Source organism: Limnobacter sp. (assembly GCF_036405155.1).
Classification (GTDB): domain Bacteria; phylum Pseudomonadota; class Gammaproteobacteria; order Burkholderiales; family Burkholderiaceae_B; genus Limnobacter.
In genome coordinates this window covers 400816-423890 of record NZ_DASWYD010000006.1, presented here as the reverse complement: position 1 = coordinate 423890, position 23075 = coordinate 400816, and the positions used below count along the sequence as shown (strand labels likewise).

23 protein-coding genes are annotated in these 23075 nt (G+C 55.5%); 8 read left to right on the top strand and 15 right to left on the bottom strand.

Annotated elements, in window-relative coordinates:
- Positions 1-32: 32 nt before the first annotated feature.
- Positions 33-1901: a S8 family peptidase gene (locus VGE55_RS08255; protein WP_331131228.1), complete on the top strand. Its 1869-nt coding sequence runs from the start codon at positions 33-35 to the stop codon at positions 1899-1901.
- Between the two features lie 130 nt (positions 1902-2031).
- On the top strand, positions 2032-2250 hold the full coding sequence (locus VGE55_RS08250) for a hypothetical protein (protein WP_331131227.1): 219 nt from the start codon (positions 2032-2034) through the stop codon (positions 2248-2250).
- A gap of 6 nt (positions 2251-2256) precedes the next feature.
- Here VGE55_RS08250 and VGE55_RS08245 read toward each other — a convergent pair whose 3' ends face one another.
- Entirely contained in the window at positions 2257-3276 is a 1020-nt protein-coding gene (locus VGE55_RS08245; protein ID WP_331131226.1) for a tetratricopeptide repeat protein, read from the bottom strand.
- Between the two features lie 118 nt (positions 3277-3394).
- Between VGE55_RS08245 and VGE55_RS08240 the strand changes: the two genes are divergently transcribed.
- Together VGE55_RS08240 and VGE55_RS08235 are read left to right on the top strand one after the other, a co-directional pair.
- Positions 3395-3646: a hypothetical protein gene (locus VGE55_RS08240; protein ID WP_331131225.1), complete on the top strand. Its 252-nt coding sequence runs from the start codon at positions 3395-3397 to the stop codon at positions 3644-3646.
- Positions 3646-4089 (top strand): DUF3135 domain-containing protein, encoded by a 444-nt coding sequence (locus VGE55_RS08235; protein WP_331131224.1) that lies wholly within the window; start codon positions 3646-3648, stop codon positions 4087-4089. The genes VGE55_RS08240 and VGE55_RS08235 overlap by 1 nt, the downstream gene beginning before the upstream one ends.
- Here VGE55_RS08235 and VGE55_RS08230 read toward each other — a convergent pair.
- The gene (locus tag VGE55_RS08230; protein WP_331131223.1) at positions 4061-4774 is read right to left on the bottom strand and encodes an SIMPL domain-containing protein; all 714 of its coding nucleotides are present in this window, start codon (positions 4772-4774) and stop codon (positions 4061-4063) included. The two genes, VGE55_RS08235 and VGE55_RS08230, sit on opposite strands and share 29 nt — an antisense overlap.
- Before the next feature lie 91 nt (positions 4775-4865).
- Between VGE55_RS08230 and VGE55_RS08225 the strand changes: the two genes are divergently transcribed.
- Together VGE55_RS08225 and purT are read left to right on the top strand one after the other, a co-directional pair.
- Entirely contained in the window at positions 4866-5942 is a 1077-nt protein-coding gene (locus VGE55_RS08225) for an AI-2E family transporter (protein ID WP_331131222.1), read from the top strand.
- A gap of 59 nt (positions 5943-6001) precedes the next feature.
- Positions 6002-7234 carry a formate-dependent phosphoribosylglycinamide formyltransferase gene (gene purT, locus VGE55_RS08220; protein WP_331131642.1) on the top strand — a complete coding sequence of 411 codons (1233 nt, stop codon included), beginning with the start codon at positions 6002-6004 and terminating at the stop codon, positions 7232-7234.
- Positions 7235-7248: 14 nt separating this feature from the next.
- Here the strand turns inward: purT and VGE55_RS08215 are convergent, their stop codons facing one another.
- From VGE55_RS08215 to VGE55_RS08180, 8 genes are all read right to left on the bottom strand, one after another.
- Complete coding sequence (locus VGE55_RS08215) at positions 7249-8847, bottom strand: ABC-F family ATPase (protein ID WP_331131221.1); 1599 nt, start codon at positions 8845-8847, stop codon at positions 7249-7251.
- Positions 8848-8911: 64 nt separating this feature from the next.
- Positions 8912-9874, bottom strand: a complete 963-nt coding sequence (locus tag VGE55_RS08210; protein WP_331131220.1) for an LD-carboxypeptidase — start codon at positions 9872-9874, stop codon at positions 8912-8914.
- A complete protein-coding gene (locus tag VGE55_RS08205; RefSeq protein WP_331131219.1) occupies positions 9871-10569 on the bottom strand; it encodes a nucleoside deaminase in 699 nt (232 codons plus the stop codon). The genes VGE55_RS08210 and VGE55_RS08205 overlap by 4 nt, the downstream gene beginning before the upstream one ends.
- An 84-nt stretch (positions 10570-10653) precedes the next feature.
- The gene (gene guaA, locus VGE55_RS08200; RefSeq protein ID WP_331131218.1) at positions 10654-12276 is read right to left on the bottom strand and encodes a glutamine-hydrolyzing GMP synthase; all 1623 of its coding nucleotides are present in this window, start codon (positions 12274-12276) and stop codon (positions 10654-10656) included.
- A 17-nt stretch (positions 12277-12293) separates the two neighbouring features.
- Positions 12294-13289, bottom strand: coding sequence for a GAF domain-containing protein (locus VGE55_RS08195; RefSeq protein ID WP_331131217.1), 996 nt, complete (start codon positions 13287-13289; stop codon positions 12294-12296).
- A 23-nt stretch (positions 13290-13312) separates the two neighbouring features.
- Entirely contained in the window at positions 13313-14773 is a 1461-nt protein-coding gene (guaB, locus tag VGE55_RS08190; RefSeq protein WP_331131216.1) for an IMP dehydrogenase, read from the bottom strand.
- 26 nt (positions 14774-14799) lie between these two features.
- Positions 14800-15144, bottom strand: coding sequence for a MoaD/ThiS family protein (locus VGE55_RS08185; protein WP_331131215.1), 345 nt, complete (start codon positions 15142-15144; stop codon positions 14800-14802).
- Positions 15144-15587: a type II toxin-antitoxin system RatA family toxin gene (locus VGE55_RS08180; RefSeq protein WP_331131214.1), complete on the bottom strand. Its 444-nt coding sequence runs from the start codon at positions 15585-15587 to the stop codon at positions 15144-15146. The genes VGE55_RS08185 and VGE55_RS08180 overlap by 1 nt, the downstream gene beginning before the upstream one ends.
- Positions 15588-15709: 122 nt before the next feature.
- On the opposite strand from VGE55_RS08180, the gene smpB reads away from it, so the two are divergent.
- Positions 15710-16159, top strand: a complete 450-nt coding sequence (gene smpB / locus VGE55_RS08175; protein ID WP_256764417.1) for an SsrA-binding protein SmpB — start codon at positions 15710-15712, stop codon at positions 16157-16159.
- Positions 16160-16171: 12 nt separating this feature from the next.
- Here the strand turns inward: smpB and VGE55_RS08170 are convergent, their stop codons facing one another.
- The 4 genes from VGE55_RS08170 to ppsA all read right to left on the bottom strand — a co-directional run bounded on the left by VGE55_RS08170 (position 16172) and on the right by ppsA (position 20340).
- The gene (locus VGE55_RS08170; RefSeq protein ID WP_331131213.1) at positions 16172-16441 is read right to left on the bottom strand and encodes a hypothetical protein; all 270 of its coding nucleotides are present in this window, start codon (positions 16439-16441) and stop codon (positions 16172-16174) included.
- 125 nt (positions 16442-16566) lie between these two features.
- Positions 16567-17484, bottom strand: coding sequence for a stomatin-like protein (locus VGE55_RS08165; RefSeq protein ID WP_331131212.1), 918 nt, complete (start codon positions 17482-17484; stop codon positions 16567-16569).
- Between the two features lie 12 nt (positions 17485-17496).
- Positions 17497-17916: an NfeD family protein gene (locus VGE55_RS08160; protein ID WP_331131211.1), complete on the bottom strand. Its 420-nt coding sequence runs from the start codon at positions 17914-17916 to the stop codon at positions 17497-17499.
- A 12-nt stretch (positions 17917-17928) separates the two neighbouring features.
- A complete protein-coding gene (gene ppsA / locus VGE55_RS08155) occupies positions 17929-20340 on the bottom strand; it encodes a phosphoenolpyruvate synthase (protein WP_331131210.1) in 2412 nt (803 codons plus the stop codon).
- A gap of 136 nt (positions 20341-20476) precedes the next feature.
- On the opposite strand from ppsA, the gene ppsR reads away from it, so the two are divergent.
- The gene (gene ppsR / locus VGE55_RS08150; protein WP_331131209.1) at positions 20477-21313 is read left to right on the top strand and encodes a posphoenolpyruvate synthetase regulatory kinase/phosphorylase PpsR; all 837 of its coding nucleotides are present in this window, start codon (positions 20477-20479) and stop codon (positions 21311-21313) included.
- Positions 21314-21317: 4 nt separating this feature from the next.
- Here ppsR and VGE55_RS08145 read toward each other — a convergent pair whose 3' ends face one another.
- Positions 21318-23042 carry a cryptochrome/deoxyribodipyrimidine photo-lyase family protein gene (locus VGE55_RS08145; protein WP_331131208.1) on the bottom strand — a complete coding sequence of 575 codons (1725 nt, stop codon included), beginning with the start codon at positions 23040-23042 and terminating at the stop codon, positions 21318-21320.
- Positions 23043-23075: the final 33 nt, after the last annotated feature.

The window sequence follows — 23075 nt, the reverse complement described above, 5'->3', positions numbered from 1 at the left end:
AGTTCAAGCCGGATGGGAATCGGGCTCAAACCATGAGCCTGAACGCACATCAAACTGCACTGCAGGCCCATGTAGACGCACTGGCCAAAACACACAAACGTGTCATGAATATGATCCGTCCATTTGACACCAATGGTGCGGTCATTCGGGTGCAAGCCGATGACCTGCCCGCTGTGTTAAGCCGCCTGCAATCCGATCCCAGTGTGCTGTCCGTCGCAGAGGACCGCCGAATTCACCTCACCGCACAGTCGCCCCTGGTCGGTTTGCTCAATGGACTCGATTTCAGTCGTCGTTCACGGTCTTGGTACCACCAGGATTTGGCATCACAACCTGCGTCCATCAATTCCTCGGCCCTGTGGACAAACTTTCATGGCAGCAGCCCCACAGTCATTGCCGTGCTGGACACAGGCGTACTGCCGGACCACCCCATGCTTCAAGGCCATTTGCTGCCTGGTTACGACATGATTGCAGACCCGCTGATTGGTGCTGACAACCAGGGCAGCGGATCAAACAGCCGAGACGACGACCCCACCGACCCCGGCGATGGCGTGTCCGCAACAGACCTGGCTGCCGACCCTGCCTGTGCGGGGCTGAGCAACTCGTCTTGGCACGGCACATTTGTGGCCGGGTTGTTGGCCGGCAACCCCATCGCCTCCGAAGGCGTATTTTCCGTGAACTGGAGTGCGTCGATTGTTCCTGTGCGCGTGTTGGGAAAATGTGGTGGCTTTTCCAGTGACTTGGCCGATGGCATACGTTGGGCGGCGGGACTGTCCGTCACCGGCGCACCCACCAACCCCTTCCCTGCCAAAATCATCAACCTGAGCTTGGGTTCTCAAGGGGCTTGTGTGTCCAGCATTGAAGGCGCTGCCATTGCCGCGGCGCGCAACGCCGGCTCGCTGGTGGTGGTGGCTGCAGGCAACGATGGCAGCACGGTTGACTCACCCGCCAATTGCCCCGGCGCCTTTGCTGTTGCAGCATTGGATCAAGAAGGCTTGAAGGCAAACTACAGCAATTTTGGTTCTGCTGTGCAAATGGCTGCACCGGGCGGCGATGCAGCCTACCCCATTTGGAGCGCATCCAACACCGGCGTGTATGGTGCACTCACCAACACCTACAATTCCAAAATCGGGACCAGTTTTGCTGCGCCCATGGTGGCTGGTGCTGCATCCTTGTATTGGTCCCTCAACCCTTCCGCATCCGTGGCCACAGTTGAAGCGGCACTCAGAAGCAGCGTCCGGCCATTCCTGAATGTATCTGGGGTTGCTGCGTGCAGTACATCCACTACCAGCACAGCTTGCAACTGCACCACCAGCACTTGCGGGTCAGGCATGCTGGATGTCTCCGTTCTCATCAACTCAGTGTCTGCAGGCGGTTTAACAAACCTGTTTTCCAACACAGGCAGCGTGATTCCCCCGGGGGCTACACGCACTTTCCAGTCCACAGAATCAACCAACGCCAGCGGCCAAGCGGTGAGCAGCGTTGCTTACACCATCGGCAACATTGTGCGTTCCACCGGTTCAACAGCGACGCCCACATTGTCCAGCAGCGGACTGAGCACGGACATCACCGCGCCCAGTGGGGTGCTTGGGTTTGACCTGACTGCAACAGCACCCGGTGGGCGTTCTTCAACGCTGACGATCACCGTGGCCAACTCGGGCACAACCTCCCCCACTTTGTTGGCCAGCCTGCTTTCGCCACTCCTCAATGGTGCAGCAGCCTTGGACTCCCCGGTTGTCAGTGGCACGGGGGGTGGAACTGCTGGCACCGTGGGTGAGTCAGCCGGCTCCGGTGGAAGTGGTGGGGGCGGAGGCGGCGGAGGTGGTGTTTCCTTGGCTGGGCTTCTGGTGATGGCGCTACTGATGGCAATGGTACGCCATGCCAAATACGGGAAAACCCTCTGACAAAATGCCTCAACCCATTGAATTCACAAAGAAACAACGTTAGAGACAGCGCTCCAATAAATACCATTGAGTACTGATACAGTTCAATTGCTAACCCGCTGGTTAGTAATTTTAAGTTGTGGAGGTATTTATGAAATCGCTGACATCCTATCCCGGTGTGTTGACCTTGATCATCGTGGGCGCCGGTTTGCTGATAAACGGCTTGGTGGATTACATCAATTACGAAGTGGCCAGCCCCAGTGTGTTGGGTGCAGTCAGCTGCGCTTTGGCTGCCATTTCACTCATCGGCGTCTACGAACTGCAAAATTTGCGCAAACGTCGCAAAGTGTTGACCGCCAAGAAGGCCTGATGACATTCAGGGCTTTTTGGGCGGCGTGACTTGCTGGATGGTGCTGGGGTTTTTTGCGGCATTTTGAGCAGCGATCACAGCCTGCAGGTTTTTCTGGGTGCTCAATGTCAATGCATCGTTGTCACCCAGAGAATCCTTGCGGATTACGTAGGCCCTGCTCAATGCTTTCTCAGCGCGCTGCAAATCGCCGGCCCTGTACAACACCACACCCAGGTTATTGAGTGACTGGCTGGTGCGAACATCATCGGGGCCAAATGCAGCTTGGCGAACCTCAAAGGCTGTTTGGTAGTTTTTGGCAGCATTCACCAAATCATCCTCACGCATTTGCAAGGTGCCCAAAAACGTCAGTACCTCCGCTTTGATGGGTTGATTCAGGAAATCTGGATGATCGGCAATCACATCGGCCAACACTTGAAACTCGGCCTTGGCCTCTGGTTCTTTGCCCATGTCCAGCAAACCAACGGCATAGTTCATGCGGGTTTCAATGGTTCTGGGGTGCATTTTACCCAAGCGGATTTCGTGAATGATGCGGGATTTCCGAAACGCCTCTTCAGCCTTTTGGGGTTGGTTCTGCAACGCATAAAAACTGCCCAGGGCGTCCTGCAGAATGCCAGCGGGCAAGGTAAAGCGCCCCACTTCACGGTCAATGCGTTCAGCCGTCGTCAAAAACAAGGATTCAGCATCTTTGACTTTGTCCACTTGCACCAAGGTTTGTGCCACCAACACCTGGAGCCGGGCCCATTGCTCAGACCCCGCTGGATTCTTTCGGTCCAGGGCTATGTATTGACCAGCCTCCCGCCAGGTCGACATGGCCAATTCCGGTTCATTTTGGGCCAAGTAGGCCTTGCCGAGGTTTTCAAGCACGTTGACACGTTTCGTCGTGGTCAGCGGCGCAGCCAGCTCCTCGCGACACGTTTCAATGGTTGTGGCGACTGGCTGCTGCGTCAGGCTTTGCTCACAGCGGCTGGCACCCGGTGTGGCGGTCTGTCCAAAGGCGGCATGAGACAGGGCAATGCTCGCCGACATGATCAATACAACGGTGGCTTTAGAACGAAAAATGTGTGGATTCAACATCAGCAGTTGTTTTGTTGTGGAATGGCTGGAGGCACGGCACTAAAACCAAATTGACGCGAGCGCAGTACAAATGAAAAAGGGACACAGTTCAACCACCATGAGTTTAGACAACAAAGCAGCATCTGTAGAAAAACTGGGGAAGAAGTTTGAAACTTTGACACTGGTTGACAGACTCATCGAAGAGAACGAAGCTCTTAAACAGGAGCTTAACCTAAAAACGAAACGATTGAGGGCGCTTCAAAAAGCCGTACACGCGTTTTTGATGGGCACCGAAGACGAGGGCAAAACCACATCGCTGAGGCAACTCAGCCGGGAGTTGTGATGGCTGACTTCGATTTCAAGGAATGGGCTGATCTGTACCAGGTTGATCCAGATGCGTTCAACGCGCGCAAAGAGGCTGTATTGGCCCACTTTGTGGAGCAAGCACCCGAAGAAAACAGACCCGCTCTGGAGCAAACACTGTTTCGCATTCGAATGACTGCACGGCGATCGAAAAGCCCGCTGCAATCGGCCATGGAAGCCAACAAGCTCATGTGGGAGTCATTTGGCAAACTTCGAGAAAAGCTGGAAGAGTTTGAGCAACTGTCTGCAGCAACTTCACAGGATACCCCTCCCCGCACCAACAGCCTGCGCCTCATCGGCGCAGACAGCACGCAGGCGCCAGCGCCCCACAGGGCTTTCGCGGATGCAGACCAAGCGCAGCCATTGCAAAACCCTGCGGCACGAATTATCCCTTTCAAGGCTTCAGGCAAACCCGTCCATTGATAGACACACTCACCTGGCTACTGCCGGGTGCGGTGGCCACTTCAACAGATTTGGACATGCTGTCGGCCGCAGCATAAGCCCTGGCCATCATGGGCATGGGTCTTCCCGCTCCCTCATCATTGACTGAAATTTCACCCAAGGTGTAAGCAGTGCGGCCAAAACCTTTGGCGACATGGTCCGCCTTGGCTTGAAATTGCTTCATGGCCTCATCCAGCAAACGCGCACGGCTTGCCTGGGTTTGTGCCTCGCTCGGGAAGTACTCCAGGTTGCTCAACACCAGTCCATCGGCCACCTTCAGGGCGCCCTTGCTTTTCAAGGTTTGCACATTCATCTCGAAACTGAGTGTACCCACCGCCTGCCAAGTGCTGATGATTTGCTGCTTGCCATATTGTGGATAGGTCTGGATGTTGTTGCGCAGCTTCTGGACGTCTTTGTTGGCCGACAGCGTGGCCACACTCTGCTCCAGTGCTTTGTTCACGGCAGACATGGCCTCATTCGCACTGGCACCTTGAACCTGGATGGTCCAGTTCAGTCGTACCATGTCGTTGTTGATGTCTTCTGAAGCTGTTGCGTTCAAATTAACGGCAGGTTGCTTTTCGCAAACATCTGCCGATGCAACTGGGGTGTGCAGGGCCGTAAACAACACAACCGTGGGGAATAAGGCAACACGCAAATTATTTTTCATGGGCTCTCGGGTTTTGTCATGGACCGGTTGATACAATTCATGGGTATTCGGTGCTTCCACCGATTAACGCATATTACTTGAACGTGCTGACATGGCCGAGCACCTGAAACAACCTAAAACTCTCATCAGTATTTTGTTCACGGTGCTCATCATCCTCGGTGCAACGGTGGTGTTGTCGCCATTTTTGCTGGCCATTTTGTGGGCTGGCATCATTGCCACGGCTTTCTGGCCCCTGCACTGTCGCATTCGTTCCAAATTGCCCGGTCGCCCCAACCTGTCTGCATTCACCACCACGCTGGTGGTTGCGCTGTTGTTGGTGGGCCCCATGATCGGCTTGTTCGCCTTCATGGTGACGGACGTGCTCGAGTTGCTCACCATTTTGCGCACAGCCGATCAAAAAGGCATACCCACACCCAAGTGGCTGGTGCAAGTGCCCGTGTTTGGCGATTTGCTGGCAGCCACCTGGAAAAAATACCTGGCCATACCGCGCCAAATTTCCGGCTTGCTGCGGGATACCCTTTCACAACCGCTGGGCCTGGTGCAGCGGGCAGCCTCGGTGTTGGTGCTGGACTTTTTTGGTCGCGTGGCCACCTTGTTTTTCGCGCTGTGGGTGCTGTTCTTTTTTTATCGCGATGGCTCGGCACTCACGGTGCGCATGAACCGCATTGGCACGGAATGGTTGGGGGCCCGCTGGAAACCTTATGTCTCCCACATGCCGCCCGCGCTGCGTGCAGCCGTCAACGGACTGGTGATTGTCAGCTTTGCAGAAGCGGTTATTTTGTCGGTGCTGTTTTATTTTTGCGGTGTGTTTGCGCCAGTCATTCTCGGCACCGCCACTGCGTTGATCGCCTTCATCCCCATGGCAGCACCGGCGTTGCTCGGCATTCTTGGCATGGTGCTCATTCTCAGCGGGCACGGTGCCGAAGCCATTGTTCTCATGAGTGCTGGCATGTTGATTGTCATGGTGGCCGACTATCTGGTCCGCCCGTTGCTGATTCAAGGCGGTACCCATTTGCCGTTTTTGGCGGTGCTGTTTGGCGTCTTCGGCGGCGTGATCACCATGGGCATTGTCGGGCTGATCATCGGCCCTGTGCTCTTGGTGTTGCTGGTGGTGTTTTTTGACGAAGCCTCACACCCACCCCCTGAAGAGGCAGCTGCCCTACCCTAAAATAGCGGCTATTCATCCAGTTTTACAGTGAGAAGTTCATGAGCCGTTTAACCACCACCATCCAGTTCCCCGAGAAAATTGGCACACCACTGGCGGCCAATGCCATCAAAGTGATGCTGCTGGGCAGTGGCGAGTTGGGCAAAGAAGTCATCATGGCCTTCCAGCGCCTGGGCGTGGAGGTGATTGCGGTGGACCGCTACCCCAACGCACCGGGACATCAGGTTGCCCATCGCTTTCATGTCATCGACATGACCAATGCAGCTCAGCTCAAAGCCCTGATAGCGCAAGAAAAGCCGCACATTGTGGTGCCTGAAATTGAAGCCATTGCCACCCCAGCGCTCAAGGAACTGGAAGCCGAAGGTGTGGTCCGTGTGGTGCCCACAGCCAACGCGGCCTGGCTCACCATGAACCGGGAAGGCATTCGCCGCCTTGCTGCTGAAGAATTAAAACTCGCGTGCTCTCACTATGCCTTTGCCGATGATTTTGACACCTTGAAAAAGGCTGTTGAACACGGTTTGAACGGCGCTGCGCCAGTCGGTTACCCCTGCATCATCAAACCCGTGATGTCATCGTCTGGCAAAGGCCAATCCAAGGTCGACGGTCCTGGCGAACTGCAAGCCGCCTGGGACTACGCTGGCTCTGCTGGCCGCGTTAACGCAGGGCGCGTCATTGTTGAGTCGGTGGTCCACTTCGACTATGAAATCACCTTGTTGACCGTGCGCAGCCGCAACCCAGCCAGCAAAGCGATTGAAACCAGCTACTGCGAGCCGGTTGGCCACATCCAGGTCAGCGGCGACTATGTCGAAAGCTGGCAGCCCCAAGCCATGAGCCCCAAGGCACTGGAAGCCGCCAAGGCCATGGCTGACAAGGTGACCACGGCCTTGGGTGGCACCGGCCTGTTTGGTGTTGAAATGTTTGTGAAGGGCGACATGGTATGGTTCTCGGAAGTGAGCCCCCGCCCCCACGACACCGGCATGGTGACCATGATTACCCAGTGGCAAAACGAATTTGAGTTGCATGCTCGCGCCATTTTGGGCTTGCCAACCGACACCAGCTTGAAAACACCCGGAGCCAGTGCCGTCATTTATGGCGGAATGGACAAGGAAGGCATTGCGTTTGAAGGGGTAGCCGATGCATTGGCTGAACCTGGCACCGATGTGCGCTTGTTTGGCAAACCCGAGTCATTCATGAAACGGCGCATGGGCGTGGCATTGGCCCGCGACCCTGATGTAGAGCAGGCCCGCCTGAAAGCCAAGCGGGCCGCAGCCAAGGTGAAGCCTGTGGCTTCCTGATGACTTCGTGGGGATTAGTGCAAGCCCTGGCTTTGACGGTATTCGTCAAACGTACCGCGGTAATCCACAATCCCGTCTTCCCGCATTTCAATGATGCGGGTGGCAATGCCTTCAATAAACTGGCGGTCATGCGACACCACAAACACAGTGCCCTCGTATTTTTCCAGCGCGTACTGCAGGCTTTCAATGCTTTCCATGTCCAGGTGGTTGGTGGGTTCGTCCATCAACAACACGTTGTGACGGCCCAACATCAATCGGCCAAACACCAAACGGTTTTTCTCCCCACCTGAACACACCTTGGCTTGCTTGGTGATGTCGTCCTGGCTAAACAGCAAACGGCCCAAAATGCTGCGGATGGCTTGGTCGTCATCGCCATCCTGGCCAAAACGCTCCATCCACTCGGTCAGGTTGAGGCTTCCCTGAAATTCATCACTCACGTCCTGGGCCATGTAGCCCAGGTTGGCATTTTCAGACCATTTCACCTCACCCGCTGTGGGCTGCATCACCTGGGCCAGCAGTTTCAGCAAAGTGGTTTTGCCAGTGCCGTTGCCGCCCACAATACCCACCTTGTCACCCGCTTCAATCATCAGGCTCAGGCGCTTGATGACGGCATTGTCGCCATAGCTGTGGGTGACGTTGTCCAGCTCAACAGCCAAGCGGTGCATTTTCTTGGTCTGCTCAAAACGGATAAACGGGTTTTGTCGTGATGAGGGCTTGAGCACCACTGTGTCCGCCTTGATTTTTTCAATCTGCTTTTGGCGGGATGTGGCTTGGCGTGCCTTCGATTTGTTGGCGGCAAAGCGGCGCACAAAGTCCTGCAGGTCGGAAATTCGTTCCTTGGCGCGGGCATTGGCGGCCTGGGCACGCTCGCGGGCCTGTGCAGCGGCCAGCATGTAGTCGTCGTAATTGCCGGGCACAATTTGCAACGTGCCGTAATCCAGGTCGGCCATGTGGGTGCACACGGCATTCAAAAAGTGCCGGTCGTGGGAAATAATGATCATCGTGCTTTCATATTCGTTCAGCACGTCTTCCAGCCAGGCAATGGTGTTGATGTCCAGGTTGTTGGTCGGTTCGTCCAGCAGCAGCACGTCTGGTTTTGAAAACAAAGCCTGCGCCAACAACACCCGCAGCTTCCAGCCTGGGGCAATTTCGCTCATCAAACCATTGTGCTGTTCAGTCGGTATGCCGGCCCCCAGCAACAACTGCCCTGCCCGCGCCTCGGCTTCATAACCGCCGTACTCGGCGTACACGGTTTCTAGGTCTGCAGCGCGCATGTAGTCTTCATCGGTGGCTTCCGGGTTGGCATACAGCGCATCCCGCTCGGTCATGGCGGCCCACATTTCCTTGTGGCCCATCATCACCACGTCCAGCACCCGGACGTTTTCAAAAGCGAATTGGTCCTGACTCAATTTGCCCAAACGCACATTGGGGTCAACTACCACCGTGCCGTGGCTGGGCTCCAAGTCGCCACCCAGAATTTTCATCAAGGTGGATTTGCCGCAACCGTTGGCACCAATCAGGCCATAGCGGTTGCCTTCACCAAATTTGGCGTTGATGTTTTCAAACAGGGGTTTGGCACCAAATTGAATGGTGATGTTCGCTGCTGTGAGCATAAGTCTCTGAGAGATTGGGAATTTTCAGGAAGTGCGCATTATACACGCACTGGCCAGCCAACCCTCACAACTTCTGGGTCAAGCGGCAAGCAATGCCATCGTGGGCATCCACTGTCAGTTGGCCCTCCACACCCTGAAAAAAACAAGCCTTGGGCGTGGTGTGGCCAAATGGAAAGTCACTCAGGATGGAAACCCGTTGTCCGCCTGCTTGTTGGGTTTCTCGATCCAGCGCTGCTTGAACGCAAGCAATTGCATCGGGCAAGGCATACCCATCATCGTGTGTTGAAGGTGCAGGCTCTGAACATTGGCCAACCAGCACCGCTTTTTGCTGCCCCAAAACACCCGCCTGCTGCAATTGCAGCAGCATGCGCTCAATTCTGTAAACTGGTTCGTTCACATCTTCCAGCACGAGAATGCCACCTTTGATGGCTGGCAGCCACGGTGTGCCGAGCAAGCTGCACAACATGGCCAGGTTACCGCCCCACACCGGCCCATGCACCGACAGTTGTTGACCTTGAGCCACCGGGTTTGCACGTTCGCATGTCCAGCTGATGTCCACCAAACCATGCTCAACCGCTTGTTTGAAGTGACTGAGCGTTGTGGGGTGCACACCATCCACCCCACCAAAATCGAAGCACACCATGGGGCCGTGCAAGAGCTTGAGGTGGCTGGCGCTGTGCGCCATCAAGCCCAATTGCAACGCAGTAATATCGCTGTGCCCGCACAGCACATGGCCGTGCAAGCTCAACTGCTCAGCCAAGGTCTGCCAGGGAATGTCGTGCATCAGCCGGGTTAGGCCGTAACCACCGCGCGAAGCCATCAAGAGCTGGCTTCCGGGTCGTTGGGCAGCTTCCACAATGGCATGCAGGCGCTGTTCGTCACTGCCTGCAAAGCGCAGGTCCCGCATGCGGGCGTTGGGCGACTCACCCACATCAAAGCCTGCCAAGCGCAACGCATCCAGCCCGCGTTCGTATGCTTCGGCATCGATGATGGCTCCGCTGGGAGAAAACACCCAGACCTTATTCATACGTAGTCCTTCCACGAACGCACCGGCTCACCGTCTAAATAGTCGCACAAACTTTCAAACACCGCAGCCTGCATGCGGTTGCCGTCGGTTTTCAACTGTTCTCCAATACGGCGAAGTCGCGCAGTGTGGTGAGCCAAACCGGGATTCAAAAAATCAGCACCGCTGTGCAGCCCCAATTGATTGAGCAGCACGAGGGTGTCTTTGTTGACGTTGGGCAGGTCAGCCAGTTGTTTCAACTGCTGTAACGTGCTCTCACGGCTTTGTCGCTTGGTTTTAAAAAATTCGCTGAGCATGGCGGCAGAGGCTGCAGCCATACAACCCGTTTCAAATCGGCACGCGTGCCAAGCGTCGGATTGTTCGAACAGGCTCAAGGTGTGAGCCAGGTCTTCATGAAAACGCGATTGTGGACTGCCCACCACCACACGGCCAATTCGGGCGTGAAAAATGCCCCCCAAACACATCAAGCAGGGCTGCAGGGTCACATACAAAGTTGCTGCCGAACCCAGGCGGTAATTGCCAACGTGCTGGCAAGCCTCTTGAATGGCCTGAAGTTCCGCATGGGCACACGGATTGTTCAACCGAACCGGGGCATTGCGCCCACGGCCCACCACCACATTGTTGACCACCAGCACCGCGCCGATGGGTACTTCGCCCTCGCTGGCCGCCACACGAGCCAGCTCCAAAGCTTGGAGCATGTATTGCTCATCCGCCGGATTATACCGATGCTCCTCCAGCACAAATTTGTTCAGAGAACGAGTGGCCGACACCATGAAGGCAGCTTATTCCCACTCAATCGTCGCAGGTGGTTTACCCGACACGTCATAGACCACCCGGTTCACGCCCTTCACCTCGTTGATAATTCGGTTGGACACTCGGCCCAACAGCGCATAAGGCAGGTGCGCCCAGTGGGCGGTCATGAAGTCTTGGGTTTGCACAGCGCGAATAGCCACCACGTATTCGTAGGTGCGGCCATCGCCCATCACGCCGACGGATTTCACCGGCAGAAACACCGCAAAAGCTTGGCTTGTGAGGTCATACCAACTCTTGCCCACTTCGTCGGCTTTGCACAGGCCAGCAGCAGCATCGGCTGCCGTCGCACGGGTATTGCGCAGCTCTTCAATAAACACCGCATCTGCGAGTTGCAAAATTTCAGCATATTCAGCCTTCACTTCACCCAAAATTCGCACGCCCAGGCCGGGGCCAGGGAATGGATGGCGGTACACCATCTCAGGGTCCAGGCCCAGCTCAACGCCCAGCTTGCGCACTTCATCCTTGAACAGGTCGCGCAGGGGTTCGAGCAGTTTCAGGTTCAATGTGTCCGGCAGGCCGCCCACGTTGTGGTGGCTCTTGATGTTGGTGGCTTTGCCAGTTTTGGCTCCAGCCGATTCAATCACATCGGGGTAAATGGTGCCTTGGGCCAACCATTTCGCGTTCTGGCGCTGGCCTGCCTCACGCTGGAACACATCCACGAAGGCCTTGCCAATGATTTTGCGCTTGGCTTCTGGGTCGCTCACACCTTTCAATTGGCCCATGAATTCGTCGGTGGCATTCACATGCACCACACGCACACCCAAATGCTTGGCAAACGTCTCCATCACCTGCTCGCCCTCTTTATAGCGCAGCAAGCCGTGGTCTACAAACACGCATGTCAATTGGTCACCGATGGCCTTGTGAATGAGCGCGGCCGCCACCGAGGAATCCACCCCGCCGGACAAGCCCAAAATCACTTCATCGGTACCCACCTGGGCGCGGATTTTTTCAACAGCCTCGTCAATGAAACTGGGCATGGACCAATCGCCTGAACAGCCGCAAATGTCGCGAACAAAGCGGGTCAGCATGGCCTTGCCTTGTTTGGTGTGGGTCACCTCCGGGTGGAACTGCACCGCGTAAAATCGGCGCTCTTCGTCGGCCATGCCAGCAATAGGGCAGGAGGCGGTGGAAGCCATCAATTTGAACCCGGGTGGAAGTTGGGTCACTTTGTCACCATGGCTCATCCACACATCGAGCAGACCGTGGCCTTGGTCGTTGGTGTGGTCCGCAATACCATCGAGCAAGCGGGTGTGGCCGTGCGCGCGAATTTGCGCATGGCCAAACTCCCGAACGGTGCCCGGCTCTACCTTGCCACCCAATTGTTGGGCCATGGTCTGCATGCCGTAGCAAATGCCCAGCACTGGCACGCCCAAGGTAAACACCACGTCAGGCGCCTTGTCGGTGGCTTCTTCGTACGCGGATTGATGGCTGCCTGACAAGATAATGCCGTTGGCACCATAGGCTTGGATGCGAGAGGGGTCTGCATCACAGGGCAGAATTTCGCAAAAAACACCGGCTTCCCGCACCCGTCGCGCAATCAACTGAGTAACTTGTGAGCCAAAATCCAATACCAGTATTTTTTGATGATTCATGATGTTAACGGTTTAATTTAAATTTCTTTCTGAAGAGATTCCATCCAAAAGGATGGCTTGCGTGCAGTGTCGATCGGCCCGGTCACGGTGATGCCGGCCAAGCGGCATTCAATGAGGGTTTTAACACCCAGGCTCTCAACCGGCAGGCTTCTGCATTTGGCAGAGATTTTGGCAATCAGCTTGCGAACATCGCTGTCGATTACCCGTGGGCACACCGCCAAAAACAAGGAGGGCTCCAACACTGCCAGACTGGCAGAGGCAGGGATTTCATCGCGAACCATCGCCGCCACATGTTTGCGGAAATCCAGCAAACGGTCTGCACCAAAACGTGCGCACAGGCTGTCCATGTCTGACAGCCGTACAGCAATCAAGCTGACAGGATGACCCTCTTCGCCAGCCGATCGCAGTTCCTCCGCCAACACCGATTCGATACCGCGAATGTTCCAGGCGCCGATTTGTGGATCAATGAGGGCCACGCGCTGGTCTTCACTCAGGCCCTCGATCAGGGTTTGAACCACCGAACTGGTCGGCCCCAACGCAAGCTCAGCCTCAACCAGTTTTGCAAAATCACACAGGTCCTGCACATTGGCTGGGGAAAAATCACGCGGCGTGTAGTCGATGAGGCACAAGGTGCCCAACACCACATTGTTTGGGTCTCGAATGGCCTGGCCGGCATAAAACCGAATACGCGGCTCCCCGGTCACCAAGGGGTTGTCCGCAAACCGTTGGTCGTTCAAGGCATTGGGCACCACGAAGGGTTCATCCTGCAAAATTGCATGTCCGCAAAACGACACTTCACGGCCTGTGGTGCATGCATTCAAGCCCTGGTTGGACTTGAACCACTGCAACTCCTTGTAGACGATGGAGACCAAGGCCGTGGGAACATTGAAGTGCCGCATGGCCAACCGGGTGATACGGTCGAACCGGGCCTCGGACGGCGTGTACATGATGCCCAACTGCTGAAGGGCCAATGTCCGTGAGGCTTCATTGTCTGGAATGCTTGGCCTTTTCATGCGTTTAGCACCACTGCCCGCCGTTAGTCGACGTGGTAGTTGGGTGCTTCCTTGGTGATTTGCACATCGTGAACATGCGACTCGCGCATGCCCGCCGAGGAAATTTCAACAAACTCAGCCCGTGCATGCATTTCAGCAATGGAGCGGCAGCCCACATAGCCCATGGAGGAGCGTACGCCACCCACCAACTGGTACAGAATGGCCAGCACCGAGCCCTTGTAAGGCACGCGACCTTCAATGCCCTCCGGTACCAATTTGTCGGCATTGTTGGCGGGGTCCTGGAAGTAACGGTCGGCCGAGCCCTGAGTCATGGCGCCCAGTGAGCCCATGCCACGGTAAGCTTTGTAACTGCGCCCCTGGAACAGAATGACCTCACCGGGTGCTTCTTCAGTACCCGCGAACATCCCGCCCATCATCACGCTGCTGGCGCCCGCTGCCAATGCCTTGGAAATATCACCGGAGTAGCGAATGCCGCCATCAGCAATCACCGGCACGCCGGTGCCTTCCAGTGCTTTGGCCACGTTGGCGATGGCGCTGATTTGCGGCACACCCACACCCGCCACAATCCGTGTGGTGCAAATGGAGCCTGGGCCAATACCCACTTTCACACCGTCCGCGCCGTGGTCCATCAAGGCCTTGGCTGCCGACGCGGTGGCAATGTTGCCACCAATCACATCCACTTGCGGGAAGTTCTTCTTCACCCACTGCACGCGGTCAAGCACGCCTTTGCTGTGACCGTGCGCGGTGTCCACCACAATCACATCCACACCAGCGGCCACCAGTTTTTCAACCCGGTCTTCGGTGCCATCACCCACGCCCACAGCAGCGCCAACGCGCAGTTTGCCATGCACATCTTTGCTGGCATTGGGGTGTTCCGTGGCCTTCTGAATGTCTTTGACCGTGATCAATCCTTTCAAGTGGTGATTGTTGTCCACCACCAGCACACGTTCCAGGCGGTGGCGGTGCATCAATTGCTTGGCTGTTTCAAGGTTATCGTCGTCCGACACAGTCACCAGCCGCTCACGGGGTGTCATGATGTTGGAGACAGGCTGGTCCAGCTTGGTCTCAAAGCGGAGGTCGCGGTTGGTCACAATGCCCACCACTTTGCCATCTTGAACCACTGGTAGACCTGAAATTTTGTGGTGCTGGGTGATGGCAATCACTTCCCGCACGGTCAGGCTGGGCTCGATTGTGATTGGGTCACGCAGCACGCCAGACTCATGGCGCTTGACCTTGGCCACTTCAGCCGCTTGCTGGCTGGCCGTCAGGTTTTTGTGAACAATACCGATACCCCCTTCTTGCGCCATGGCAATGGCCAAGCGCGCTTCGGTCACGGTGTCCATGGCAGCGGACACAAGTGGAATGTTCAGGCGGATGTTTCGGGTCAGTTGGGTGGACAGCGAAGTGTCTTTGGGGAGGACGTCAGAGAACGCGGGTACTAAAAGTACATCGTCGAACGTCAGCGCTTTTTGCGTAACACGCATCTATTTTCTCCTGGCGCAAAATCGAATTATACAGGAAACCCTGGCTGCTTTTTGCTACGCCGAGCTGGTTTACCCTCGCCCAGCGCTGCTTTGTGCTGGGCTCGCCTTCGGCGGCTGTCCATCGGGTTAAAGCGCAGTGCATCCAGAATTTCCAACCGATCGCCAGGGTGCAGAATGGTGTTGGCAGATGCATAAACCCCATAAACGGACACAGCCCGGGCCTCCAACAGTGCTTTGATGTCAGCGCTGGTTCTCCCCAAAAGGCGCAACACCGCTTCAACCGTAGAGGCATCCGGAACCTCCAGCGTGGCGGGAGACTTGGGCAAAAGCCCGCCATCCTCGGGAAGCAATTCAATCCACTGAACCTGCATCAAAGGTCGTCCACACCGTGCAACGCTTCGGCACGGCGAATAAAGCTGTCAACAAAGCTGTTGGCAATCGAATGGAAAATGGGCCCTACCAACTGCTCCAGCACCTTGCTGGAAAATTCATAATCCAGCCGAAACAACACCTTGCAAGCATCGGCTGCCAAAGCAATGAAGCTCCACTCACCTTTCAATTCGGTAAAAGGCCCCTCTTCCAGGGTCATGTGAATGGCTTGGTCCTGCTCTAACCGATTCAGGGTACAAAAGGTTTGTTTCACCCCTTTAAAATTGATCTCGACACTGGCTTTTTCAAGATCGGGCGAAAGGCGCTCGGCATGGCCAGCACTGCACCACGGCAAAAACTGGGGATAGTCGTCCACCTTGCGCACCAATTCAAACATTTGATGCGCCGAAAACAGAACGAGAACAGACTTTTCAACAGTGGCCATGGGCAAAACGCGGCGCTTCCCAGCGGGAAAAGGATTAAACTCCTCATTTTAACGTTTTTGCTGCACCAAAGCCCGGCCACTTGCCCGCCGATGGTGCATTGCAGTGCATTGCCAGTGGATTTATGAGCATCGTTCAGAACAAAAAAGCCGGATTTGACTACTTCCTGGAAGAAACCTACGAAGCCGGGGTTGTTTTGGAAGGTTGGGAAGTGAAAGCCATTCGCGCGGGCCGGGTTCAAATCAAGGAAGGCCACATCATTATTCGTAACGGCGAATTGTGGCTACTCAACAGCCACATCACCCCGTTGAACAGCGCCTCCACCCATGTGCGACCCGACACCGTTCGCACGCGCAAGCTCATGCTCAAAAAAATGGAAATCAATCGGCTGATTGGCAAGGTTGAGCAGCGGGGTTACTCACTGATCCCGCTGGACTTTCATTTCAAAAACGGCCGCATCAAATGCAGCATGGCGCTGGCCAAGGGTAAAAAACTGCACGACAAACGCGACAGTTTGAAAGACAAAGACTGGAAGCGCGAGCAGGAGCGCCTGATGAAAGTGCACCGAACGTAATTTGTAATATCTCTAATGCAAATTGCGACGGAAAGTGTCGATCAAGTCTTTTTCAGGCGTAACGGTTAAGCGTTTGGCGCGATGATCGGCCAGCCGTGTTTTGATGCGCTCATACATCTTGCTGGATTGCTCACTCACAGTGCCAGTCAAACCGCGAAGCGTCTGCTCGACCTGCCGTGAATTGAACAGGGCGGGAATGCGCACGCCATGGTTGCTGGTTGGCTGAATAACCGGCCTTGACGCCGCTGGGTATGGTGGCGCGGGGTTTGCAGGTTCAATCATTGCCGAAATGCTTGGGTTAGGACCTGTCGAACGCTTTGATTGCGGGGTTGGGCACACTTCAACAAATTTGACCAATCATTGGCTTAAAGCCAGGGAGAGTTCCCGAATCAGGAACTACAAAAATCTCAGCGCGACTCCGACTTGCCCTGTTGAATCACCTGCATGGCCGTGGCCACCATGCTGCCCATGTTGGACAGATCGCCCGGCAGAATCAGGGTATTGCCCTCTTTGGCCACCTTGGAAAACGCCTCAATATACTGCTCAGCCACTTTCAGGTTCACTGCTTGAATTCCGCCCGGCTCATTAACGGCTGCAGCCACCTTTCGCAAGGCCTCGGCAGTCGCATTGGCAATTTCCGTGATGGCCACGGCGTCACCTTGGGCCTTGTTAATGGCGGCAATGCGCTCGCCCTCGGAACGGGCAATGGAAGACTCGCGCTCACCGGTGGCGATGTTGATCTGCTCTTGCTTACGGCCTTCAGAGGCGGCAATCAACGCCCTCTTCTCGCGCTCGGCGGTGATTTGTGCCTGCATGGACTGCAAAATTTCCTTGGGCGGGGTGAGGTCTTTGATTTCATAACGCAGCACCTTCACGCCCCAGTTCAAAGCGGCCTCGTCCAATGCATTCACGATGGCGGCATTGATCATTTCGCGTTCTTCAAAGGTTTTGTCGAGCTCCAGTTTGCCAATCACAGACCGCAGTGTGGTTTGTGCCAGTTGGGTCACGGCGCTGATGTAGTCGCTAGAGCCGTAGCTGGCCCGCATGGGGTCGGTGACTTGGAAATACAGAATGCCGTCCACCTGAAGTTGGGTGTTGTCCTTCGTGATGCACACTTGGCTGGGCACATCCAACGGGATTTCTTTCAGGGAATGTTTGTACGCCACGCGCTCTACAAACGGCACCAGAAAATTCAAACCGGCCTGCATGTTTCGGTCAAATTTGCCCAACCGTTCAACCACCCAGGCACTTTGCTGGGGAACAATGCGAACCGATTGGCTAATAAACACCACAGCCAACACCAATATGACGAGTGACACTTCCATGGTCTGCTTCCTTTAGGCTTGGGGTGATTTTTGCAGTTTGAGAACACTGCCCTGCACGGCCACAATGCGGTGCTCACCCGGGGTGGGCGCGGCATCCACCGACTCGGCTGCCCATTGCGAACCCCGATATTGAACGGTGGCACGGCCGCCTTGTTGCCAGCTTTCAACCGACACGGGGTTGCCAATGTCCAGCGACTGGTTGTCTGTTTGGGCTGCGGAGTCGTTTTTTCGAGAATTTTTTAAAGCCAACGTGGCGGCTGCCGCAAACACGCCAGCCGCCGCAATTTGAAGGGGTACCGGGTAGCCCATGTAAGCCACTCCAGCCCCCAACAAGGCACCCAAGGCCACCATGAGCAAATAGAACGTTCCTGTGGTCATTTCGGCGATCAACAGCGCGCCGCCAAACACCAGCCAGAATGACACCTCGCCCATGGTGATGCCCCTTTAACCCGCGCGCTTTTGGCGATCCGCCAGCTTTTGCCAGGTATCCACCACAGTATCTGGGTTCAAGGAGATGGACTCAATGCCCTCGGCCGCCAACCACAAAGCAAAGTCGGGGTGGTCCGAAGGCCCTTGACCGCAAATGCCCACATATTTGCCTTTGGAACGGCAAGCTTCAATGGCTTTGCTCAGCAACGCCCGCACGGCTGGGTCGCGTTCGTCGAAGTCAGCGGCCAGCAGTTCAAGGCCCGAGTCCCGATCCAGGCCCAAGGTCAATTGAGTCAGGTCGTTGGAGCCGATGGAGAAACCATCAAAGTATTCCAGGAACTGATCGGCCAACACAGCATTGGAGGGTACCTCGCACATCATGATGAGCTTGAGTTTGTTCTCGCCACGCTTCAGCCCGTTGCGACCCAGTAGGTCCACCACGCGGGCAGCCTGGTTCAGGGTGCGTACAAACGGAATCATGATTTGGACGTTGTCCAAGCCCATTTCCTCACGAACGCGTTTGAGGGCAAGGCATTCCATTTCGAAGCATTCTGCGAATTCCTCGGAAATGTAGCGCGCTGCGCCACGGAAACCCAACATCGGGTTTTCTTCTTCCGGTTCGTAACGGCTGCCGCCAATCAGCTTGCGGTACTCGTTGGACTTGAAGTCCGACATCCGCACAATGACGGGTTTTGGATAGAAGGCCGCGGCAATGGTTGCCACGCCCTCTGCCAGCTTGTCCACAAAAAAGGCCACCGGGCTTGCATGGCCACGGGCCACACTTTCAACGGCCTTTTTCAGGTCTGCATCCACATTGGGATAATCCAGAATCGCTTTGGGGTGAATGCCGATGGCATTGTTGATGATGAATTCCAAACGCGCCAAACCCACGCCTTTGTTGGGCAGTTGGCAGAATTCAAACGCCAGTTGTGGGTTGCCCACGTTCATCATGATCTTGACCGGGATTTCGGGAAGCTCACCGCGCTTGACCTCGGTGACCTCGGTTTCCAGCAAGCCTTCGTAGATGTGTCCGGTGTCGCCTTCGGAGCAGCTCACGGTCACCAGCATGCCTTCTTTCAATTTGTCGGTGGCGTCGCCACAACCCACCACAGCAGGAATACCCAACTCGCGCGCAATAATTGCGGCATGGCAGGTGCGCCCACCTCGGTTGGTCACGATGGCAGACGCACGCTTCATCACCGGTTCCCAGTTCGGGTCGGTCATGTCGGTCACCAAAATATCGCCCGCTTGAACACGGTCCATTTCGGCGGCGTCGTTGATCACACGCACTGGGCCTGAACCAATTTTCTGGCCGATGGCGCGGCCGGTGCTGAGCACAGACGAATTGCCCTTGAGCTTGTAGCGCAATTGCACATCGTTGCTTTTCTGGCTGTTCACGGTTTCTGGGCGTGCCTGCAAAATGTAGAGCTTGCCGTCATTTCCGTCTTTGCCCCATTCAATGTCCATGGGGCGGCCGTAATGCTGCTCGATGATCATGGCGTACTTGGCCAGTTGCACCACGTCCTCATCGGTCAGGGAGTAACGGTTGCGCAGCTCTGCGGGAACATCGACGGTGCGCACGCTTTTGCCGGTTTCCTTGTTCAGATCGAATTCCATCTTGATGAGCTTGGAGCCAATCTGCCGGCGGATGATGGGGTTCTTGCCGCTTTCCAGCGTGGGCTTGAAAACATAAAACTCGTCAGGATTGACCGCACCCTGCACCACCGTTTCGCCAAGTCCGTAGCTGGAGGTGATGAAGACCACCTGGTCAAAACCGCTTTCGGTGTCCAGCGTGAACATCACGCCGGCGGCACCCACGTCAGACCGAACCATGCGCTGGATACCGGCGCTCAGGGCCACATCGCTGTGGGCAAAGCCCTTGTGGACACGGTAAGAAATGGCTCGGTCGTTGTACAGGGAGGCAAACACCTCTTTGATTTTTTCAAGTACGTCGTCAATGCCATTCACGTTCAGGAAGGTTTCCTGTTGGCCGGCAAACGAGGCATCGGGCAGGTCCTCAGCCGTGGCCGAGGAACGAACAGCCACGGAAATTTCGGCACCACTTTGCGCCATCATGGCCGCATAGTGTTCGCGAATGGCTTTTTCAAGATCAGCAGGCAATGGTGCCTCAACCACCCACTGGCGAATTTCAGCACCGGCCTGTGTCAACGCACGCACATCGTCCACATTCAGTGCGTCCAGTTTGGTGTTGATGCGTTCAACCAGGTTGTTGGCTTTCAAAAATTCACGAAACGCATGCGCCGTGGTGGCAAAACCACCCGGAACGCGCACACCGGTTTCGGCCAACTGAGAGATCATTTCCCCCAGCGAAGAGTTTTTACCGCCGACAATTTCAACATCGTCCATTCGAAGTTGCTCGAAGGGGAGGACGAGTGCTGTCTCGCTAACTCCTTGATTTGTTGCCATGGTTTCACCTTATGAATCAAAAGAAATAATGAATGCGGCTCTTGGGGGGCGTCACATCGATTATTTCCACTGATATTTTCACTATGATTGTAACTGTAACCGGTGTTTTGAACAGTGCGGCCCAGGAGAATGATTCATGCCAGAAAATATTCCTCAAGAGCGAACAGTGGTGTTCGTTTCAGACGGAACCGGCATCACGGCCGAAACCCTCGGCCACTCGGTGCTGTCCCAGTTCGAGGGCATCAAATTCAAGCAAATTCGCATCCCGTTTATTGATTCAGAAGTGAAGGCCATTTCGGCCAAGCAGAAGATCAATGACATCGCTATTTATGATGGCATCAAGCCCATTGTGTTCAGCACTTTGGTGAACCCCGTGATCAATGAAGTGGTCCACAAGGCCAATGGCGTGTTCATGGACTTGTTTCTTAAATTTGTGGAGCCATTGGAAAATGAGCTGGGTGTGAAAAGTACCCACCGCATTGGTCGGTCCCACACCATTTCCGACAATGAGCAATACAAAAACCGGATTGAAGCCATCAATTTCACCCTGGCCCACGACGATGGTCAAACAGACAAAGACCTGGCAGGCGCCGATGTGATTTTGATCGGTGTATCACGCTCTGGCAAAACCCCCACCAGCCTTTACCTCGCCATGCAATATGGCATTAAGGCAGCCAACTATCCACTCATTCCCGAAGACTTCGAACGCGGTGAGTTGCCACTGGCCCTGCCCCCGTTCAAAAACAAAATCTTTGGTTTGTCGATTTCACCGGAACGGCTAAGTGAAATTCGCAATGAACGTCGCCCAGGCAGCCACTATGCATCGCTGGAAAACTGCAAAAAGGAAGTGAAAGCGGCGGAATTCATGATGCGTCGGGAAGGCATTTCGTGGCTCAGCTCAACCAGCAAGTCCATCGAAGAAATTTCCACCACCATCTTGCAACAACTCAACCTGGGGTCACCCATCTACTGAGGTTTCAGAACAGGGACTGCTGCGCCGTGTCGCTGGCGTTGTTGGCGGTTGAGTCCTCGGGTTGACGAAGTTTGGCTCGCCTGGGACGGCCATTTCGGTCCGGGTTTCTCGAACCATGTTTTTCATACACGCGCCTGGCTTCCTCGACAAAGCCTTGTTGATGGCGAAAGGCGGTGATTTTTCCACGCGCATCCGAAATCGCGGTGTCTGGGTTCACGATGGGTTTCGGATAATGCTGGCCAATGACGCAGCCGCAATCGTGCTGAATAATGAGGGGTGTGTTCCAGGGTTCCGCCAACCATTCGGTGGGCAAGGCAGCCAATTCCGGAATCCACTGCCGAATGAACAAGCCCTCGGGGTCATGGTCACGGGCCTGTTTCACCGGGTTGTAAATTCGAAGGGTGTTGATGCCCGTTACACCACTTTGCATCTGGAATTGCGGGTAATGGATACCGGGCTCATAATCCAAAAACTCACAGGCCAACAAGGGCGCTGTGTGCCGCCAGTCCAACCACAATTGGTAGGATGCAAATGCCACCAGCATGGCACGCATCCGGAAGTTGACCCAGCCAGTGGCAATCAGCATGCGCATGCAGGCATCGACCATGGGGAAACCGGTTTGACCGGTAATCCACGCCTTCAGTCGCACCTGCTCTATCGGCGTCAGTGGGCCTGCGTTTCGCATGGGGTCCAGGCCACGGTGCGCAGCGCGAAACTCAAGCTCGGGCTCGCTCTCTAGTTTTTGAATGAAATGGCAGTGCCAGTGCAGGCGGGATTCAAACGATTTAAGTGACTGTTGCCAAGCCTTTTTTTCAAAAGGTGTTGCGGCCGTACTGCTCAACCAATGGCCACGGGCTTCTTGAAGCCGACTCAACACTTCCCGAATCGACAACACCCCCAACGCCAAATACGGAGAAATGCGGGAGCAAGCGGACTCTGCACTCAAAGGGCTGGACATTTCGGAGCGGTAATGTTGTCCGCGTTGCTTAAAAAACTGTTCCAGCAGGCTCAGGGCATGAGCCCGACCGCCACGTTGACGGATTGGTTTGTCCTGAAGACCAGGGCGACAAAGTGCGCGTGGCTCGCTCCATTGAGGCCAATAAAATGGATTGGATTGATTCGGCTCAACCACTTGCTGCTGCGGGAGAACGCAGCCATCAAGACCTTCGAACACAGTGTCGAGCAACCCCAACAGTTGAGCCTGCGAAATGCTGGACAGGCGTTTGGTGTTGGGCGGCGGTAGCAGGGGTTGACTCATCCGGTCCAGCCATAGTTTGCTCCATGCATCGCGGGATTTCAAACGCCGCACCACGGCGTTGGCCGGATATTCATGCCACAGCGTGGCGTGTGCTTCACACAGTGCTTGAATGGCTTTGTCGCGCTGAAAACTGGCCCAGTTGCCAGTTTCCTCATGGCTGTAGAGCACACACGGCTGGCCTGCGCCAAACAAGCGGTCAAACGCCGTTTCTGCATCGGCTTTCAATACATACAAGGGCAACACACCTGGCAGTTGCTGGGCCAGGTCCAGCAAACACTCTTTGGTGAATTCCAAATGTTGGGGTGCGTAGTCTGGCTGTGTGGTTAAGGTTGGTTCAAACAGGTACAGCACCAACACGGCACCACCACCCTGACTGGCCTGTCGCACCGCCTCCACCAGCGGCGCATGGTCATGCTGACGGATGTCACGTTTTAACCAGACCACATGTAGTTTTTTGGCAGAATCCGCCATGCGCACACCAATCAAACTGCAATTCACACCAGT

Coding starts and splice junctions, on each gene's coding strand:
- VGE55_RS08255 (WP_331131228.1), top strand. CDS start 33: ATGAGCCTGAACGCACATCAAACTGCACTGCAGGCCCATGTAGACGCA.
- VGE55_RS08250 (WP_331131227.1), top strand. CDS start 2,032: ATGAAATCGCTGACATCCTATCCCGGTGTGTTGACCTTGATCATCGTG.
- VGE55_RS08245 (WP_331131226.1), bottom strand. CDS start 3,276: ATGTCGGCGAGCATTGCCCTGTCTCATGCCGCCTTTGGACAGACCGCC.
- VGE55_RS08240 (WP_331131225.1), top strand. CDS start 3,395: ATGAAAAAGGGACACAGTTCAACCACCATGAGTTTAGACAACAAAGCA.
- VGE55_RS08235 (WP_331131224.1), top strand. CDS start 3,646: ATGGCTGACTTCGATTTCAAGGAATGGGCTGATCTGTACCAGGTTGAT.
- VGE55_RS08230 (WP_331131223.1), bottom strand. CDS start 4,774: ATGAAAAATAATTTGCGTGTTGCCTTATTCCCCACGGTTGTGTTGTTT.
- VGE55_RS08225 (WP_331131222.1), top strand. CDS start 4,866: ATGGCCGAGCACCTGAAACAACCTAAAACTCTCATCAGTATTTTGTTC.
- VGE55_RS08215 (WP_331131221.1), bottom strand. CDS start 8,847: ATGCTCACAGCAGCGAACATCACCATTCAATTTGGTGCCAAACCCCTG.
- VGE55_RS08210 (WP_331131220.1), bottom strand. CDS start 9,874: ATGAATAAGGTCTGGGTGTTTTCTCCCAGCGGAGCCATCATCGATGCC.
- VGE55_RS08205 (WP_331131219.1), bottom strand. CDS start 10,569: ATGCTCCAAGCTTTGGAGCTGGCTCGTGTGGCGGCCAGCGAGGGCGAA.
- guaA (WP_331131218.1), bottom strand. CDS start 12,276: ATGAATCATCAAAAAATACTGGTATTGGATTTTGGCTCACAAGTTACT.
- VGE55_RS08195 (WP_331131217.1), bottom strand. CDS start 13,289: ATGAAAAGGCCAAGCATTCCAGACAATGAAGCCTCACGGACATTGGCC.
- guaB (WP_331131216.1), bottom strand. CDS start 14,773: ATGCGTGTTACGCAAAAAGCGCTGACGTTCGACGATGTACTTTTAGTA.
- VGE55_RS08185 (WP_331131215.1), bottom strand. CDS start 15,144: ATGCAGGTTCAGTGGATTGAATTGCTTCCCGAGGATGGCGGGCTTTTG.
- VGE55_RS08180 (WP_331131214.1), bottom strand. CDS start 15,587: ATGGCCACTGTTGAAAAGTCTGTTCTCGTTCTGTTTTCGGCGCATCAA.
- smpB (WP_256764417.1), top strand. CDS start 15,710: ATGAGCATCGTTCAGAACAAAAAAGCCGGATTTGACTACTTCCTGGAA.
- VGE55_RS08170 (WP_331131213.1), bottom strand. CDS start 16,441: ATGATTGAACCTGCAAACCCCGCGCCACCATACCCAGCGGCGTCAAGG.
- VGE55_RS08165 (WP_331131212.1), bottom strand. CDS start 17,484: ATGGAAGTGTCACTCGTCATATTGGTGTTGGCTGTGGTGTTTATTAGC.
- VGE55_RS08160 (WP_331131211.1), bottom strand. CDS start 17,916: ATGGGCGAGGTGTCATTCTGGCTGGTGTTTGGCGGCGCGCTGTTGATC.
- ppsA (WP_331131210.1), bottom strand. CDS start 20,340: ATGGCAACAAATCAAGGAGTTAGCGAGACAGCACTCGTCCTCCCCTTC.
- ppsR (WP_331131209.1), top strand. CDS start 20,477: ATGCCAGAAAATATTCCTCAAGAGCGAACAGTGGTGTTCGTTTCAGAC.
- VGE55_RS08145 (WP_331131208.1), bottom strand. CDS start 23,042: ATGGCGGATTCTGCCAAAAAACTACATGTGGTCTGGTTAAAACGTGAC.